Source organism: Faecalibaculum rodentium (assembly GCF_001564455.1).
In the GTDB taxonomy this organism is placed as follows: Bacteria; Bacillota_I; Bacilli_A; order Erysipelotrichales; family Erysipelotrichaceae; genus Faecalibaculum; species Faecalibaculum rodentium.
Genome location: NZ_CP011391.1, coordinates 459943 through 474003, shown reverse-complemented (window position 1 = coordinate 474003; position 14061 = coordinate 459943). Strand labels below are relative to the sequence as shown.

Annotated in this window: 13 protein-coding genes; 4 read left to right on the top strand and 9 right to left on the bottom strand. The window is 56.2% G+C overall.

The window, feature by feature from the left end:
* Nucleotides 1-24 precede the first annotated feature (24 nt).
* The 4 genes from aalo17_RS02310 to aalo17_RS02300 form a co-directional block, all read right to left on the bottom strand.
* The gene (locus aalo17_RS02310; RefSeq protein WP_067555075.1) at nucleotides 25-1098 is read right to left on the bottom strand and encodes a uroporphyrinogen decarboxylase family protein; all 1074 of its coding nucleotides are present in this window, start codon (nucleotides 1096-1098) and stop codon (nucleotides 25-27) included.
* Between the two features lie 109 nt (nucleotides 1099-1207).
* The gene (locus tag aalo17_RS02305) at nucleotides 1208-2197 is read right to left on the bottom strand and encodes a uroporphyrinogen decarboxylase family protein (protein WP_067555072.1); all 990 of its coding nucleotides are present in this window, start codon (nucleotides 2195-2197) and stop codon (nucleotides 1208-1210) included.
* A 229-nt stretch (nucleotides 2198-2426) separates the two neighbouring features.
* Nucleotides 2427-2591, bottom strand: a complete 165-nt coding sequence (locus tag aalo17_RS12770; protein ID WP_158507679.1) for a hypothetical protein — start codon at nucleotides 2589-2591, stop codon at nucleotides 2427-2429.
* 31 nt (nucleotides 2592-2622) lie between these two features.
* Nucleotides 2623-4890: a glycogen/starch/alpha-glucan phosphorylase gene (locus aalo17_RS02300; protein WP_067555068.1), complete on the bottom strand. Its 2268-nt coding sequence runs from the start codon at nucleotides 4888-4890 to the stop codon at nucleotides 2623-2625.
* Between the two features lie 351 nt (nucleotides 4891-5241).
* On the opposite strand from aalo17_RS02300, the gene asnA reads away from it, so the two are divergent.
* Nucleotides 5242-6249, top strand: a complete 1008-nt coding sequence (asnA, locus tag aalo17_RS02295) for an aspartate--ammonia ligase (protein ID WP_067555065.1) — start codon at nucleotides 5242-5244, stop codon at nucleotides 6247-6249.
* A gap of 113 nt (nucleotides 6250-6362) precedes the next feature.
* Here the strand turns inward: asnA and aalo17_RS02290 are convergent, their stop codons facing one another.
* Together aalo17_RS02290 and aalo17_RS12765 are read right to left on the bottom strand one after the other, a co-directional pair.
* Nucleotides 6363-8369 (bottom strand): Rib/alpha-like domain-containing protein, encoded by a 2007-nt coding sequence (locus aalo17_RS02290; RefSeq protein ID WP_067555062.1) that lies wholly within the window; start codon nucleotides 8367-8369, stop codon nucleotides 6363-6365.
* Nucleotides 8370-8774: 405 nt separating this feature from the next.
* Nucleotides 8775-8951, bottom strand: a complete 177-nt coding sequence (locus aalo17_RS12765; protein ID WP_158507677.1) for a hypothetical protein — start codon at nucleotides 8949-8951, stop codon at nucleotides 8775-8777.
* Nucleotides 8952-9208: 257 nt separating this feature from the next.
* Here aalo17_RS12765 and aalo17_RS02285 point away from each other — a divergent pair, with 257 nt between their 5' ends.
* Nucleotides 9209-10429: an L-serine ammonia-lyase, iron-sulfur-dependent, subunit alpha gene (locus aalo17_RS02285; RefSeq protein ID WP_067560051.1), complete on the top strand. Its 1221-nt coding sequence runs from the start codon at nucleotides 9209-9211 to the stop codon at nucleotides 10427-10429.
* Nucleotides 10430-10569: 140 nt separating this feature from the next.
* Here aalo17_RS02285 and aalo17_RS02280 read toward each other — a convergent pair whose 3' ends face one another.
* From aalo17_RS02280 to aalo17_RS02270, 3 genes are all read right to left on the bottom strand, one after another.
* Complete coding sequence (locus aalo17_RS02280; protein WP_067555059.1) at nucleotides 10570-11046, bottom strand: hypothetical protein; 477 nt, start codon at nucleotides 11044-11046, stop codon at nucleotides 10570-10572.
* Nucleotides 11047-11280: 234 nt separating this feature from the next.
* A complete protein-coding gene (locus aalo17_RS02275; protein ID WP_067555054.1) occupies nucleotides 11281-11466 on the bottom strand; it encodes a hypothetical protein in 186 nt (61 codons plus the stop codon).
* The gene (locus aalo17_RS02270; RefSeq protein WP_067555051.1) at nucleotides 11463-11714 is read right to left on the bottom strand and encodes a hypothetical protein; all 252 of its coding nucleotides are present in this window, start codon (nucleotides 11712-11714) and stop codon (nucleotides 11463-11465) included. The genes aalo17_RS02275 and aalo17_RS02270 overlap by 4 nt, the downstream gene beginning before the upstream one ends.
* A gap of 159 nt (nucleotides 11715-11873) precedes the next feature.
* Between aalo17_RS02270 and tnpB the strand changes: the two genes are divergently transcribed.
* Together tnpB and tnpC are read left to right on the top strand one after the other, a co-directional pair.
* On the top strand, nucleotides 11874-12227 hold the full coding sequence (gene tnpB / locus aalo17_RS02265; protein ID WP_067553980.1) for an IS66 family insertion sequence element accessory protein TnpB: 354 nt from the start codon (nucleotides 11874-11876) through the stop codon (nucleotides 12225-12227).
* 124 nt (nucleotides 12228-12351) lie between these two features.
* Nucleotides 12352-14037: an IS66 family transposase gene (gene tnpC / locus aalo17_RS02260; RefSeq protein WP_082743187.1), complete on the top strand. Its 1686-nt coding sequence runs from the start codon at nucleotides 12352-12354 to the stop codon at nucleotides 14035-14037.
* The last annotated feature ends 24 nt before the right edge of the window (nucleotides 14038-14061 follow it).

Sequence of the window (14061 nt, the reverse complement as noted above, 5' to 3'; positions counted from 1 at the left end):
GTGTCTGTCCATGTGACTGCCGCGTCATGCTCCCGTGCAGCCGGCATCGGCAGCAGCAGGCGTGGGACCTTCGGTGTACGCATAGACTTCCTGGATGAAGGCCTCAATGTTTTCCACCGGCACGTTGTCTTCCAGGCGGTTGGAGACCGTGAAAATGGTGCGGGTTTTCTGCGGGGCATAGAAGGTGTCCACAAGATGGTGCACTTCCTGGCGGACGTCTTCCTGCGAGCCGAAGGGCAGGATCTGCTGAAGGTCCATGCCGGACCAGAAAGCGATTTTCCCGCCGTACTTCTCCATGACTGCGGTCTCGTCCATGGCGTATTTCTGAATCGGGTGCAGAACGTCGAAGCCTGCCAGGATGAACTGATCCAGGAGCTTCATGGCATCGCCGCAGCAGTGGAGCCACACATGGAGGCCCCTGGAATGGGCGTAGTCGCAGAGTTCCTTGTAGAAGGGGAAATAGAATTTGCGGAACATCTTCGGGGACATGAAGGGCCCTTTCTGCATCCCGTGGTCATCGCCGAAGCCGATGGCGTCCGCCCTGTGTCCGGCGGCGACCTGGTCAATGACTTCCTTGAACCAGCGCATGGTGCGGTCGTTGATGCTCTGCACGCGGGCAGGATCGGTGTAGAGATCCATGAGGGAGTTTGTCATGCCGCGGTATTCCCAGATCCGGCTCCAGGGACCATAGGAGAGCCACGCCATGCGGTATCGGCCATCGTCCTCCGGCCAGCCTTCGAAGAGATCCACGCCGGCGGGGTCCGGAAGCTCCGGAGTGATCTGGTCGTAGACCTCCCATGATATGGCGTTTTCTTCATCCACACCCACGGATTTTGTCCGCCCAATGTGCGGATCGGCGTCTTTCACGTCACACCAGCAGAACCGGTCCCCGGGCTGGCCGAAGGTGGCGGGCTTTTTGATATAGAAGGCCTCCATGTCGAAAGGATAGTCTGCATAGAGCTTCTCCAGGCGGCGCTGTTTGTCTTCGCTGAGCTGGTCAAGGTGAATCCACGTGCCAATGGCGACCGCTGGGCGGCGCGTGGGGCGGCCTTCGATGCAGTCGATCATTTCCTGGCGGGTGAAGGGTACGGTTTTCATATCAGTCTCTCTTTCCTGTTCTTTCTGTTCTTCTGCAGTTCCGGCCCTCTGTCTGGCGGGCGGCGGCTGTTCCGGCCCTGGAAGTTCCGGACGGGCGTTTCTTCGGGGTTCAGTTCTGCTGCAGCCATTTGTCCCACGCGTCGAAGGCTGCCTGCAGAGCTGCCGGATGGGCTGCGGCGGGGATGTCGCATCCCGAGGACAGCCGCCACATGGGACACTGGCCGTAGCTGTCAATAAGATACTGTGTCAGGCAGGCGATGGTTTCCGGGGTCTCGCTGACAAATGCGGTGGGATCCAGGTTGCCGTAAACGGGTGTATCCGGACTGCTTTCCAGGATAGGCAGCAGGTCCACGGCATTGCCGAAGTGGTACGCCGCAGCGCCGGACTGGCGCAGGACATTCCAGCACTTGCCGGCGGAGGGCCCGCAGTTGTGCAGCATGACAGAGAACTCCTCTGTCTGAACCGCGTCGATGATCCGCTTCAGCCACGGCACAACAAACCGCCGGTTCATGGCGGGCGACATGAGCCCGGCCATGGGTTCGGCCATGATCACACCGGCACAGCCCGCGGCTTTGAAGGCTTCGATGAGCTGAATGAGGCAGGCAGTGGCCTTGTCAAGAAGGATCTTCAGAGTGTCGGGATCCGTCACGGGCATCATCAGGGCAGCGGAGGGATCAGCCAGCCGCCCGGCGAGGGAAAACGGGCCGATGCAGCCGGCCAGAAGCGGTGTGTCCGGGTCCTGCGCATGCACCCGTTTCAGGGCTTCGAGAGTCACGGGAATGCGGCCGGCTTCCAGGTCCGGCACCACCAGGGCTTCGGCATCCTGCGGGGTATGGATGACCGGTTCGAGCACAGTCGGGAGGTCGTCGTCGGCAAACCGGACGGGGTAGCCGAAGGCTTCCGCTTCCAGGGACAGGTCCATCAGACCGGTGAAGGCGGCCTGTCGCGGAAAGCGGCGGCGGATTTCCAGGATTGCCTCTGCCTGGACCTGCGGGTCTGTGACCATGCTCCGGACGGTCTTTCCAAGCGCAGCAGCGGCGGGAAACGAGAGGATGAAGAGCGGGTCTCTGGTACGGGCCCAGGATGGAATACGGTGCATAGGCCCTCCTTTCTGACCCCATTGTATAATGTCCTATCATACCAACAAATGGTTCCGAGTGTGCAGTTTTTGTCCGAATGTGTCATGGGACCGCTGCCCAATCGTGGACGGCAGAAGGACGATTGATGATGCGGCCGCCCGGCGGCACCCCCTGCCAATCCGGAGGTTCGGGTCCCTGAACGACAAAAACGGCAGACCCGCGCTGTGCGGATCTGCCGTCTGTTGTCATCTATGCCTGAATGCGTTCGGCGTAGCTCTCAATGTCATTGGTCATATAGGTGTACTCATCCATCGTGCAGATGATGTAACGGTCACCGTACTCCATGACAAGCAGAGGCTGCTGTTCCATGACGGGCATGGCATTCAGTTCGTCTTTGGAAATAACCTGGATCATAAGGAGTCTCCTTTCCCGGTTTCTTCCGGTTTTATTTCAGGTGCCAGATATCCTGGTTGTACTGGGCAATGGTGCGGTCACTGGAGAAGTAGCCGGCCTTGGAGATGTTCACGATCATCTTCTCGGCCCATGCCTGGCGGTCTTCGTACGCCGCGAAGCACTTGTCCTTCTCGTCAATATATGCGTGCAGGTCCAGCAGCGCCATGAACCAGTCTTTGTTGATCATGTCGTTCTTGACACGCGTCAGGGCTTCCGGATCGCCGATCGCCATCATGGCCGGATCGGTGATGAAGTCCACCGTACGCTTGACCACCGGATCGGATTCATAGATCTGCCGGGAGCTGTAGTCGGCGTTCTTGTAGTGGTTGATGACCGTATCGGAGTCCACACCGAAGATGAAGATGTTGTCGTCACCCACCAGTTCGTGGATCTCGACGTTCGCACCATCATCAGTTCCCAGAGTCACGGCGCCGTTGAGCATGAACTTCATGTTGGAGGTGCCTGAGGCTTCCTTGGAGGCCAGGGAGATCTGCTCGGAAACATCCGCAGCGGGAATCAGCTTCTCAGCCAGCGTGACGTTGTAGTTTTCCACCATCACCACGTTCAGGTACGGAGACACTTCCGGATCGTTGCGGATCAGGTCGCCCAGCGTCAGGATCAGGGAAATGATGTCCTTGGCCAGCAGGTACGCCGGAGCCGCCTTGGCACCGAAGATGCAGGTGATCGGACGGGCCGGGATCTCGCCGTTCTTGATGCGCAGGTACTTGTCAATGATGTACAGGGCATTCATCTGCTGGCGCTTGTACTCGTGCAGACGTTTGATCTGGATGTCGTAAATGGAATCCGGGTTCACGACGATGTTCTGGTGATTGTAAATGTAGGTGGAGAGCTCGTTTTTCTTCTCCTGCTTGATGGCCTGCAGCTGTGCCTGCACACCCGCATCGTTCTTGAGGGACTCGAATTCCTCCAGCAGGTCCGCGTTCTGTTTCCAGCCGTCCCCGATCTTCCTGTCCAGGAAGGCTGTCAGCTGCGGATTGCAGGCAATCAGCCACCGGCGGAAGGTCACACCGTTGGTCTTGTTGTTGAAACGCTCCGGATACAGTTCGTAGAAGTCGTGGAGCTCTTCGTTTTTCAGGATATCCGTATGGATCGCAGCAACGCCGTTGGTGGACTGGGAGAAGTGGATGTCCATGTGGGCCATGTGCACGCGGCCGTCCTGGTCAATGATGGCCGTGGCCGGGTTGCTGCTGCGGGTGCGGGCGATTTCATCCAGCTGTTTGATGATGGGCATCAGCTGCGGGCAGATGTCCTCCAGGTACTGGCTGGGCCATTTTTCCAGGGCCTCTGCCAGGATCGTGTGGTTGGTGTAGGCGCATGTGTTTTCGACCTGCTTTACCGCTGCCTTGAAGCTCATGCCCCGGGCCGTCAGCAGACGGATCAGTTCGGGGATGACCATGGACGGGTGGGTGTCATTGATCTGCACCACCACGTGCTGGCTCAGTTCTTCGATGGGATAGCCTTTGTCGTCCATCTCCTTCAGGATCAGCTGGGCGGCGTTGGAGACCATGAAGTACTGCTGGTAGACACGCAGGCGGCGCCCGGCTTCGTCTCCGTCATCCGGGTACAGGAACAGCGTCAGGTTCTTTTTGATTTCTTCCTTGTCGAAGTTGATGCTGTCGGTGACGATGGAATCATCCACGGAATCCAGGTCGAAGAGATTCAGGGCGTTGACTTTCTGGTTGTAGCCGGCCACGTCAATGGTGTACATGGAGCTGGTGACGGTGAAGTCTTTGAAGGACACTTCGAAGTGCACATCCGTGCGGTTTTCCCAGGTCTCGCTGCTGATCCAGGGGTTGGGATATTCCACCTGCCTGTGGTTTTCAAACTGCTGGCGGAACAGACCCAGGTGGTAGTTCAGGCCGACGCCGTCGCCCGGAAGATCCAGCGTGGCGATGGAATCCAGGAAGCAGGCTGCCAGACGGCCGAGGCCGCCGTTGCCCAGCGAGGGCTCGGCTTCGATTTCCTCGATTTCAGGCAGTGTGTAGCCGGCCTGTTCGACAAACGCTTTGGCATCGTTGTAGATGCCCAGGTTGATGAGGTTGTTGGAGAGCAGCTTTCCGATGAGGAATTCCGCGGAAATGTAGTACAGCTTTTTATCGCCGGTGATCTTCGGTGCGTCAGCCAGGGCTTCTTTGGTGAAGGCCAGAAGCGTCGCATACACTTCTTCTTTTGTGAGGGCTGCGGGTCCTTTATGGAAAAGCGCTTCGGCTTTTGCTGTCATCTGCTGTTCAGTGTTCATATTACCTCCATAATGTGTAAACGTTTCCACTTGTCTTGACGTGTTCATGCTACCACAGGGCGGCAAAAAAAGTCACGTTTTGTCAATGTCCTGATTGTACAGTATTTCTTCGTGATACAAACTTATTTGTATGTTTTTGCGCTATTTTTGTAATGTATTGGATACACTGTCGGCAAGGCACTCCGTTTGGTATCGTTTACAAATCGGAAAGGTTGCGACGATTCGGAAAATTCCCTGTTTTTTTCTGAAAACCCGTGACGCATTCTCTGTAAATTTTTGTGACAGACAGGTCCCTCTGTATCAGCCGTGCTATAATCAGACCATTGTTAAGAAACAGCGAGGGAAACATAGATGAATCTGATCATACCGAAGGACTACAAACCGGCCCTGGACATCCGCCAGACCCAGGAAGCCATCAAATACATCCGGGACACGTTCCAGGATGAACTGGGGCGGGAGCTGAAGCTGCAGCGGATCTCCGCGCCGCTGTTCGTGACACGCAGTTCCGGTCTCAACGATGACCTCAACGGCAGCGAGGAACCGGTGCATTTCACCATGACGAGCCAGGACGGCGAAGAGGTGCAGGTCGTGCATTCTCTGGCGAAGTGGAAGCGCGCAGCCCTGGGCCGCTATGGATTCGGCCTGCATGAAGGGCTGTACACGAACATGAATGCGATCCGCAAGGACGAGGAGCTGGACAATCTCCACTCGGCGTATGTGGATCAGTGGGACTGGGAGAAAGTCATCGGCAGGGGCGAACGGAATGTCGCCACGCTGAAGGAGCACGTGGAAACGATTTTCAAGGTCATCAAGCACATGGAACACGAGGTCTGGTACAAGTATCCCCAGGCAGTGCACCACCTGCCGGACATGATTCACTTCGTGACGAGCGAACAGCTGCTGGACCTGTATCCGGACCTGACGCCGAAGGAACGCGAGAACGCCATCACGAAAGAACTGGGATGTGTGTTTGTGATGAAGATCGGCGCCGTGATGCGGGATGGACAGAAACATGACGGGCGGGCCCCGGACTATGATGACTGGGACCTGAACGGCGACATCCTGTTCTGGTATGAACCCCTGCAGCAGGCGCTGGAGATCAGCTCCATGGGCATCCGGGTGGATGAGGAGAGTCTCCACCGGCAGCTGGAGGCGGAGGGCTGTCTGGAACGCGAGTCCCTGCCCTTCCACCAGGCGATCCTGAATGCCAAACTCCCCTGCACCATTGGCGGTGGCATCGGGCAGTCGAGGCTGTGCATGCTGCTGCTGGGCAAGGCTCACGTGGGGGAAGTCCAGGCGAGTCTGTGGCCGGAAGAAATGCATGCGGCGTGCCGCGAAGCCGGGATCCAGCTGCTGTAGCTTTCAGACGAACGGCGGCCGGAAGTGCCTGGCATGAAACTGTAAAAGAAAGAGCAGAAGGCTGCCGGGGCCGTTCTGCTCTTTTTCTTTGGCCGGATGATGCCGGAGTCTGCTTACTTCCGGCTGTGTTTTCCCAGTCCAAGGACCGCGCCAAGGGAGGCGATGGCGGTCGTGACATAGAGACTCAGCTGCGGGAGCATGCCACCGGCTGCTGTGGGAACAGACTCCTTTACTCTCTTTGTACCGGCACCTTCCGTATCCTGGCCGGTATCTGCCGCAGCCAGGACTGTCTCTGTCTGTGTGATGGTACCGGTCATTGCCTGCGTGACAGGATGTGATGATGCCGTTTCCCTGTACTCATTCGGTGTCCCGGACTCAGGCTTGCGGGTATCGGATTTCTGCGGTGTATCCGGCGCAGTCCGCACTACGATCACACGGATCACATCGTCGTGGTCTTTGACAAACCAGACTTTCTGGAGATCCGGATCCTGCGAACGGTATCCAGCCGGGAGGTGGTAGGCAATGATAATCCGGTCATCCGTTTCGCCTGTCTGCTGGCTTCTTCCTCGCTCCTGACCGTGGGTATCCACATACACGATATCGAGCTTGAATGTCCTGGGCAGGACATTCAGCTCTGCCTTGACGGTATCCTGGCTGCCATCCGGGTAGTGAATCGTGACGAATACAGGCTGGTCATTGACCGCCTTTTCTGTACTCACCGCCTTGTCGAAGGAGAACGTCGTATCCTCCGGGAGAACATGGAAATCGTTGACGAACTGTCTGGCGTGGACAGGATCCAGCTGCATGACCGTCAGGTCCAGGCCTTCCGGGCTGTACTGTCCTGCCTGATTCAGTTTATAGGTGGCATCATCTGCGATCAGTTCCCGGATGATGTAATTGGAGCCAAGGGCAGCCACGACTTTCCGGATGCCGGAATCGCTCAGATCGACATCATAGGTATGGGGAACGGCCGGATCCCTGTGCAGGGCGAAGTCGCTGCATTCAGGCTGGAAGGCCTGCATCTTTGTGCCGACTTCTTCCTGGAGGGCAGGATCATCGGAAATGGCAGTGATGCTGTAGTGCGCCGGGTCCACGGTTTTGTCCTCACCCGTGTAGTTGCCTTTGATCCAGATATCCACAGGGGCCGGGGTGATGCGGTAAGTGGCCGCGAGTCCCATGGCTGCCACTGCCTGCAGGGAATAGTCACAGCCGAATGTGATGTTGTAGACGTCCCCGTGAATCGCTTCGTCGTATTCCGGATGCCAGTGACGGGCATCATCATAGTGGCCGGAGAGGTGGTTCAGCAGGTTGAACCAGCCCTGTTCTGTGCAGATCACATAATAATACCCTGCATCGATGGGGGCTCCGTCCACCAGCGGGGTCTGTCCGACATCCGCAAGAACCGGGTTATTGGTCACGAAATGCTCGTTGTTTTTCAGGGCTTCCTTCAGCCAGGCAGCTTCCTGGTTTGTCACAAACCGGAGATCTTCCGATTTAGTCGTATAGGCAGGCGGCATGTTTTCTTTCGGGAATCCGGGGATCGTGAAGCTGAAGGTATACTGAGTCGGGTCCAGCTCACCGGCCCTGGGGTCTGTCGCCGGCACATAGCCGCTTTCCTGGCCACTGCCGTTGTTCGCCTGCTGTCTGGTGGCAGCAAAGACCTCGGGCTCTTTCTCTGTCCGGGCTCCCGATCCATAGACTTTTGCCTGGTCGCCCTCCAGCGCGGGCTGTGCAGGTTCCGTGACTGTTTCAGCGGCTGCCACGGCTTCCCTGGCTGCGGGTTCTGCCGGTACAGCGGATTCGGCTGCCGGATCGGCTGCTGCGGATGCAGCCTGAGCAGGCGTCGCTGTGTCTGAATCTGTCCCGGATGTCACGGTGATGGCAGACGATGTGCCGGACGCTGTCTGGGCATCCGGATCCTGAATGGTCTGATCTGTGGTCTGCGGTGCAGACGTCAGGGCCTGGTTCACGGTTCCCGCTGTGGCGTCTTCCTGGACGACCACCGGCATTTCTTCAGCCAGAGCAGGGGTGGCAGGGGCTGCAAAGAAGAGAAGCGCTCCGGCAGCGCAGGCACCGGAAGCGGCAAGAAGCTTGCTGTTGATATGGTACTGGTTTTTCATGTATCCAAAATTCCTCCAGTCCAGATACGAAGCTTTTTACGATCATCGCACGCTCTGGAGAAAACTGGTTGGGAATATTGAATGACAGTCCGGTTCCTTTCAGGATCACGATTTCATAAAAATGCGTTTATCTGCGCTTTCAGCATAGGTCCTTGAGCCTGAGAGGCATACCGATGTGACTGTATGCGCCTTTAACAAATCCAAATGGTGACACTTGGTCCAACATAGTTGAATGAACGTCAGATTTGCGGCGCAATCCGTTTTTCTGATTGCCTGTTTGATGAATTTTCCCTGCCCGGGACAGCATCGTTTATCAGGGAGATGGAGTCCGGACGTGCCGGCTGTATCGGGAACGTGCAAAATTTGAAATTCTGCGGCTTTGCCCCTGCACATGGGAATCCGGCATCACTTTTTCCGGTTGTGCCGGCGTTCCCTGTTGCGCTTTGTCATGCGCCAGATCGTGTACCCTTCTTCCCAGTCGGTCAGACCATCGCTGTCCGAATCCGGATCATCGTACCTGCTGCCGGAACCGGCCATGGCGTATACAACATACAGAAATCCAATGATCAGAAGCAGTTCCATATCGTTCTCCTTTCCGGACCGTTCCTGTTTCAATCACAGTGTATCGTGGTTACCGGCTGTATCCATGCCAGTTTGTGGCGCTAACGCAGCCTTTCGTGCTCGTTCGTTCAGCGACAGCTCCTGTTTCCAGCGGCATCCTGCTGCATCCTTTCACCGCGGGTGCCATCCGCCATCATCGGCAGGTGTCCAGTCACCATGTCACACCGGCAGGAAAGCTGTATCCGGTCACGGGAGAACAGGGATGCTACACTGAGGGTATGCACAGTATCAAGGAAATTTTCAAGAAGGGACCTGGGCCGTCCAGTTCCCATACTCTGGGTCCCATGAACGCGGCCCTGTATATGAAACACCGCCATCCTCAGGCGGATGCCTGGAAGGTGCGGCTCCAGGGATCTCTGGCGCTGACGGGAAAGGGACACCTGACGGATGACATCCTCATCCGCACCCTGGGTCCTGCCACAGAGGTGACATTCGACTTGAAGGGCACGCCGGTACATCCGAACACAATGTACATCACGGCTCTGCAAGATGGCGAAGAGCTGGAAACGGTGCAGTTTGTCTCCATTGGCGGCGGGAAACTGGAAATCAACGGCGTCCCGGCAGCGAATACGCCGGAGATCTATCCCCATTCCACCATGGCGGCCATCCGCCGCTGGTGCAAAGAGCAGGACATCACCCTGGATCAGTATGTGGATATGGTGGAGGGCCCCGGGCTGAATGACTATCTGGACGACATCATGGATGCCATGCTGGCCAGTGTCCGTGAGGGTCTGGCCGCCGAAGGCATCCTGCCGGGGTCGCTGAAGCTCAAGCGCGTTGCAAAGGAACTGCATGAAGATGCCCTGGCCTGCACGGATCCGGATGAGATCTTCCACCTCCTGCTGGCCAGCTATGCCTTCGCCGCAAGTGAACAGAACGCTGCCGGGGGATTCGTGGTGACGGCCCCGACCATGGGCAGCTGCGGGATCCTGCCGGCGCTGATCTACCATTTCCTGCATGACCGCAACTACAGCCGGGCACAGCTGCTCAAGGGCCTGAAAGTGGCGGGTCTGGTGGGCAACCTGATTCAGACCAATGCAACGATCTCCGGTGCCAAAGGCGGCTGCCAGGCGGAAGTCGGCGCAGCGTGTGCCATGGGCAGTGCCATGATCGCCTGTGCCGCAGGGCAGTCCGACGGCCAGGTGGAATACGCCGCGGAGATGGGTCTGGAACATCACCTGGGGCTGACGTGCGATCCCGTGGGGGGCTATGTGATGATCCCCTGCATCGAACGGAATGCCATGGCTGCGCTGCGGTGTGTGGACAATGCCCGGCTCTCCCGGCATATTCTGCGGGTGAAGCATGAGCGGGTCAGCTTCGATCATGTGGTGGAGGCCATGAATATCACTGGCATGAAACTGCCGATGGAGCTGAAGGAAAGCTCCCTGGGCGGTCTTGCCGTAGTGATTCCCGACGGATGCGACAGTCAGGGGCAGTGAGACATCCTGCCTCAGGGTACAGATGCGGATGACTGCAGCTTCAGCAGCTTATATATAAGGAAGAAAAGCAGAAAGACAGCGGACACATCCCGTCACAGGAGCGGGCAGGTGCCTCCGCTGTCTTTTTCTGTCTGCCTGGTTCATGACCGGCTCTGCTCTTCCGGCTGTTTTCTGCCTGTATCGGCCTGGATCTGGTGAATCACCATGTTGGCCCGCGTCACAAACAGCTGTTCTCTGGCAGCCAGACAGTCTACGGCAGTCCACAGGTCTTCTGCACGGATCTGCCTGCCGCCGGTCTGCCAGGAGAATACATCCACTTCCATGCGACAGGGCTCCGGATGATGGATGCCGGCATCCACGGACTCTGTCTGCACAAACATCAGGGCCTGGATGCTGTCACCGGCCTGGCGGCAGACAAACAGGCGGTTCCGGTCCGCTTCGTGGTCCTCCCATAGGTGATGCAGGGACTGGCTCCTGGAATACCCGCATTCTTTCAGCTGCTGCATGGCATTGAGTTTCTGTTCCTGTGCAGTCAACGGCAAGAGTTCCAGGGCTGTGGCTCTTTCCCTGTCATGCAGGGATGCAGGCTGCCTTCGGGCAGTCGGGGATTCATTCATGATTCTGCCTCCTTGTACCTTGCAGCTGTCGGTCAGCCCTCCGTCAGCTGCATGCGGCTGGCTTCCCTTGACAGCCTCATTATCAGGCAGCGGGGTTGAGGCGAAAACAGGCAGTTTTGTTTCTGTCTCTATCAGGCATGAATGGTGTCAAATCCCGGCAAATATCAACGGGCGGTTTCCGTGTTTCCACAGAGCCACCGTCCGTTCTCTCCCGTATTGTGTTCTGCTGGATATTCACTCCGGCAGATACAGGTCAAAGAAGAAGGCGCACAGCACCAGCGCCATGACAAGACCCCATCCAATGATGGTCACCGTTTCATTCGGCTTCTTTGACCTCACAAACCAGGCCCAGAATCCGCCCAGGACCAGAGCAATCACCAGCCCGGCGACAAGACCCATTCCGCCGGCTGACAGCGTCATAGGATCGCCTCCTTGACCAGCCGGCCGCAGCCCCTGGTAAGTTCACATGCCGGAAACCCCGCCGGATCCTGCGGGATGCCATTGACCAGGTACTGCCCGTCCTGCATCATGACCGGTCCCGGTCCCCAGATCACATCGGCTCCAAACCACAGCAAAAGATCCGCTGCCTCTTCGTCCAGTGTCCAGACCCGGTTGCCGTGCATGGTCGCAAACCGGCCTGTTTCTTCTTCATTCCATGTGTTGTTCATACATGACAGTATAACAGGTCAGCCCGGCTCGTGAGTTCCAGCCATCGAATCAAAACGAGACCGGATGACTGTAATGAAGGTCATGCGTAAGCGACGTTAATTACCCATCTATGACAAATCCCTCCGTAGCGGGACAATACCGGCACGGAGGGATTTTACATGACTGGACTTGATGATATTTCCCGATTATACCTGGTCACTGAACCTGTGGACTTTCGCAAAGGCATAGATGGACTGGGTACATATGTCCAGTCGATCCTGAACACTGATCCATTCCAGAATGCGATGTTCGTCTTCACCAACAAACGACACAACAAGCTCAAGCTCCTCCATTATGACGGTACAGGGTTCTGGCTCCTTCACAAGCAGCTGAGCAAAGGAACCTTCAAATGGCGGATGAGTTCCCCGGATCCGTTTCTGCAGATCTCCCCACAGCAGCTGGACTGGCTTTTGGAAGGACTGGACATAAACCAGAAGCGGGCTTTCAGGCATGTGATGCCTCAATATATCTAGACAGATCTCCTGATCCCTGACGGTTTTCAGTCATATCGAATGAACCATTTCTGGAACTGTGAGCATAATAATTATTTAAGGCATTTCAGTTTGCCCCTTTTCCTCTTTATCCTATACTTTTGCCATGGACTTCTTATCTTCTTTTGACTTCGAAAACTACACCCGCAAATCCATGAAAGAAAGCCTCGAATCTCTGGATCATGATGACCTGGTCGATGCCGCTCTCTTCCTGGCCGACAACCTGTTCCTGAAAGACCAGATCAACAGGAAGGCGGCCATGGACCGCTTCGCTTCCAAAAGCGAGCAGCTTTTCATATCCCTGTTCAACGAGGCGGAAGAGATCGCATCCACGTCTTCTCCCGAAGACCTGGATGAATCAGCTGTCCTGGAAACTGTGAGCAAAGAGAGACCGGCGTCCCCCAAAAAGCGCAGATCCATGAAGGAGAAAGCAAAGGCGCTTCCTGAAAAGATCATCGATGTGTATCCGGATGCAGGCAAGGACCCGGTGTGCCCTGTATGTGGCACAGCCATGAAGGAGCTGAAACCGACTGTACACCGGACCATCAAATACGTTCCGCAGCGCCTCTATGTCGAAGTGGAAGTGGATCATAATTATGTCTGCCCCAAAGGTTGTGAAGATGAGGATGGAAAGCCTGTGATGATCCCGGCTGCCCGCAAAGAAGCACCGCTTCTGGAGAATACGATGTCTTCGCCTTCTCTTGTGTCCCACATCATAGCCCAGAAAACAGTCATGGGACTGCCTCTTTACAGACAGGAACAAGACTGGCAGCGAAGAGGATTCAACCTCAGCAGGAGTATCATGGCCAGCTGGATGATCCGTTCTTCCCAGATCTATGGAGAAGCTCTGGTGGACAGGATGATACAGGATTTCAGGGAATGTGATGTGGTCCATATGGATGAGACCGTACTGAAATGCCTGGAAGTGAGTCGGGATCAGGATCGGACGAACTGTTACATGATCGTCGGGGTCAGCGCAGAGCATGAAGCCAGACAGATGGTCATATATCAGTTCAAGAAGAGCAGGGCCCAGAAGTTCGTATGGGAATTCCTGGGAGAAGGATTCGAAAAGGCCCTGATGTCAGACGGATTCGAAGGCTACGATAATTACACAGCAGCCATCCATCTGAGTTGTATGGCCCATGCGAGGCGGCATCTGTATGATGCGGTGAAGATCCGTGCAGACTACCAGACATTCAAGAATCTGCCAGACGATACAGAAATGAAACTGAAACATATCAGGGAGAATCCGGCACTGGGGATCCTGTTGGAGCCACTTGGGAACATCAACAGGCTTTATGAGGTGGAGAGCAGAGCGAAAAAGAAGAAACTGAGTCGGGAAGAAGTATACGAACTGAGGCAGAAAGAGTCTAAACCGCTTTTTGACCAGGTGATCGCAGGAATGGAGCGGATCGCCCGGAGTTTTGATAGTGGTTCGAAAGCAGTAAAGGGAGCAAACTACTTCCTGAAAAGGAAAGACTCGCTGGCCCTTTATCTGGAGGATGGGAACTATCCGATCGACAATAACCTGGCGGAGCGGATGGTGAAGCCGTTCGTGATAGGCCGGAAGGGGTTCCTGTTTGCGGACACGGAAGCAGGAGCGGAAGCAACAGCGGAAGCAACAGCAGTATGGTACAGTCTGAGCCAATCGGCAATCATGAATGGGCTGGTGCCTGAGAAGTACATCGAATATGTGCTGACAAGGCTGAAGAACGAAGGGATCAGAGAGGAAGTACTCGAAGACCTGCTTCCATACTCCAGGACACTTCCAGGACATCTGTATAAGAAATAGAAAACAGGACTGTCCCCAATACCA

What these genes read in the sequence shown, in the direction of transcription:
- aalo17_RS02270 (WP_067555051.1), bottom strand. Translation starts at nt 11,714, where the DNA reads ATGAACAACACATGGAATGAAGAAGAAACAGGCCGGTTTGCGACCATG.
- aalo17_RS02290 (WP_067555062.1), bottom strand. Translation starts at nt 8,369, where the DNA reads ATGAAAAACCAGTACCATATCAACAGCAAGCTTCTTGCCGCTTCCGGT.
- aalo17_RS02275 (WP_067555054.1), bottom strand. Translation starts at nt 11,466, where the DNA reads ATGACGCTGTCAGCCGGCGGAATGGGTCTTGTCGCCGGGCTGGTGATT.
- aalo17_RS12765 (WP_158507677.1), bottom strand. Translation starts at nt 8,951, where the DNA reads ATGGAACTGCTTCTGATCATTGGATTTCTGTATGTTGTATACGCCATG.
- asnA (WP_067555065.1), top strand. Translation starts at nt 5,242, where the DNA reads ATGAATCTGATCATACCGAAGGACTACAAACCGGCCCTGGACATCCGC.
- tnpC (WP_082743187.1), top strand. Translation starts at nt 12,352, where the DNA reads ATGGACTTCTTATCTTCTTTTGACTTCGAAAACTACACCCGCAAATCC.
- aalo17_RS02285 (WP_067560051.1), top strand. Translation starts at nt 9,209, where the DNA reads ATGCACAGTATCAAGGAAATTTTCAAGAAGGGACCTGGGCCGTCCAGT.
- aalo17_RS12770 (WP_158507679.1), bottom strand. Translation starts at nt 2,591, where the DNA reads ATGATCCAGGTTATTTCCAAAGACGAACTGAATGCCATGCCCGTCATG.
- aalo17_RS02280 (WP_067555059.1), bottom strand. Translation starts at nt 11,046, where the DNA reads ATGAATGAATCCCCGACTGCCCGAAGGCAGCCTGCATCCCTGCATGAC.
- aalo17_RS02305 (WP_067555072.1), bottom strand. Translation starts at nt 2,197, where the DNA reads ATGCACCGTATTCCATCCTGGGCCCGTACCAGAGACCCGCTCTTCATC.
- aalo17_RS02300 (WP_067555068.1), bottom strand. Translation starts at nt 4,890, where the DNA reads ATGAACACTGAACAGCAGATGACAGCAAAAGCCGAAGCGCTTTTCCAT.
- tnpB (WP_067553980.1), top strand. Translation starts at nt 11,874, where the DNA reads ATGACTGGACTTGATGATATTTCCCGATTATACCTGGTCACTGAACCT.
- aalo17_RS02310 (WP_067555075.1), bottom strand. Translation starts at nt 1,098, where the DNA reads ATGAAAACCGTACCCTTCACCCGCCAGGAAATGATCGACTGCATCGAA.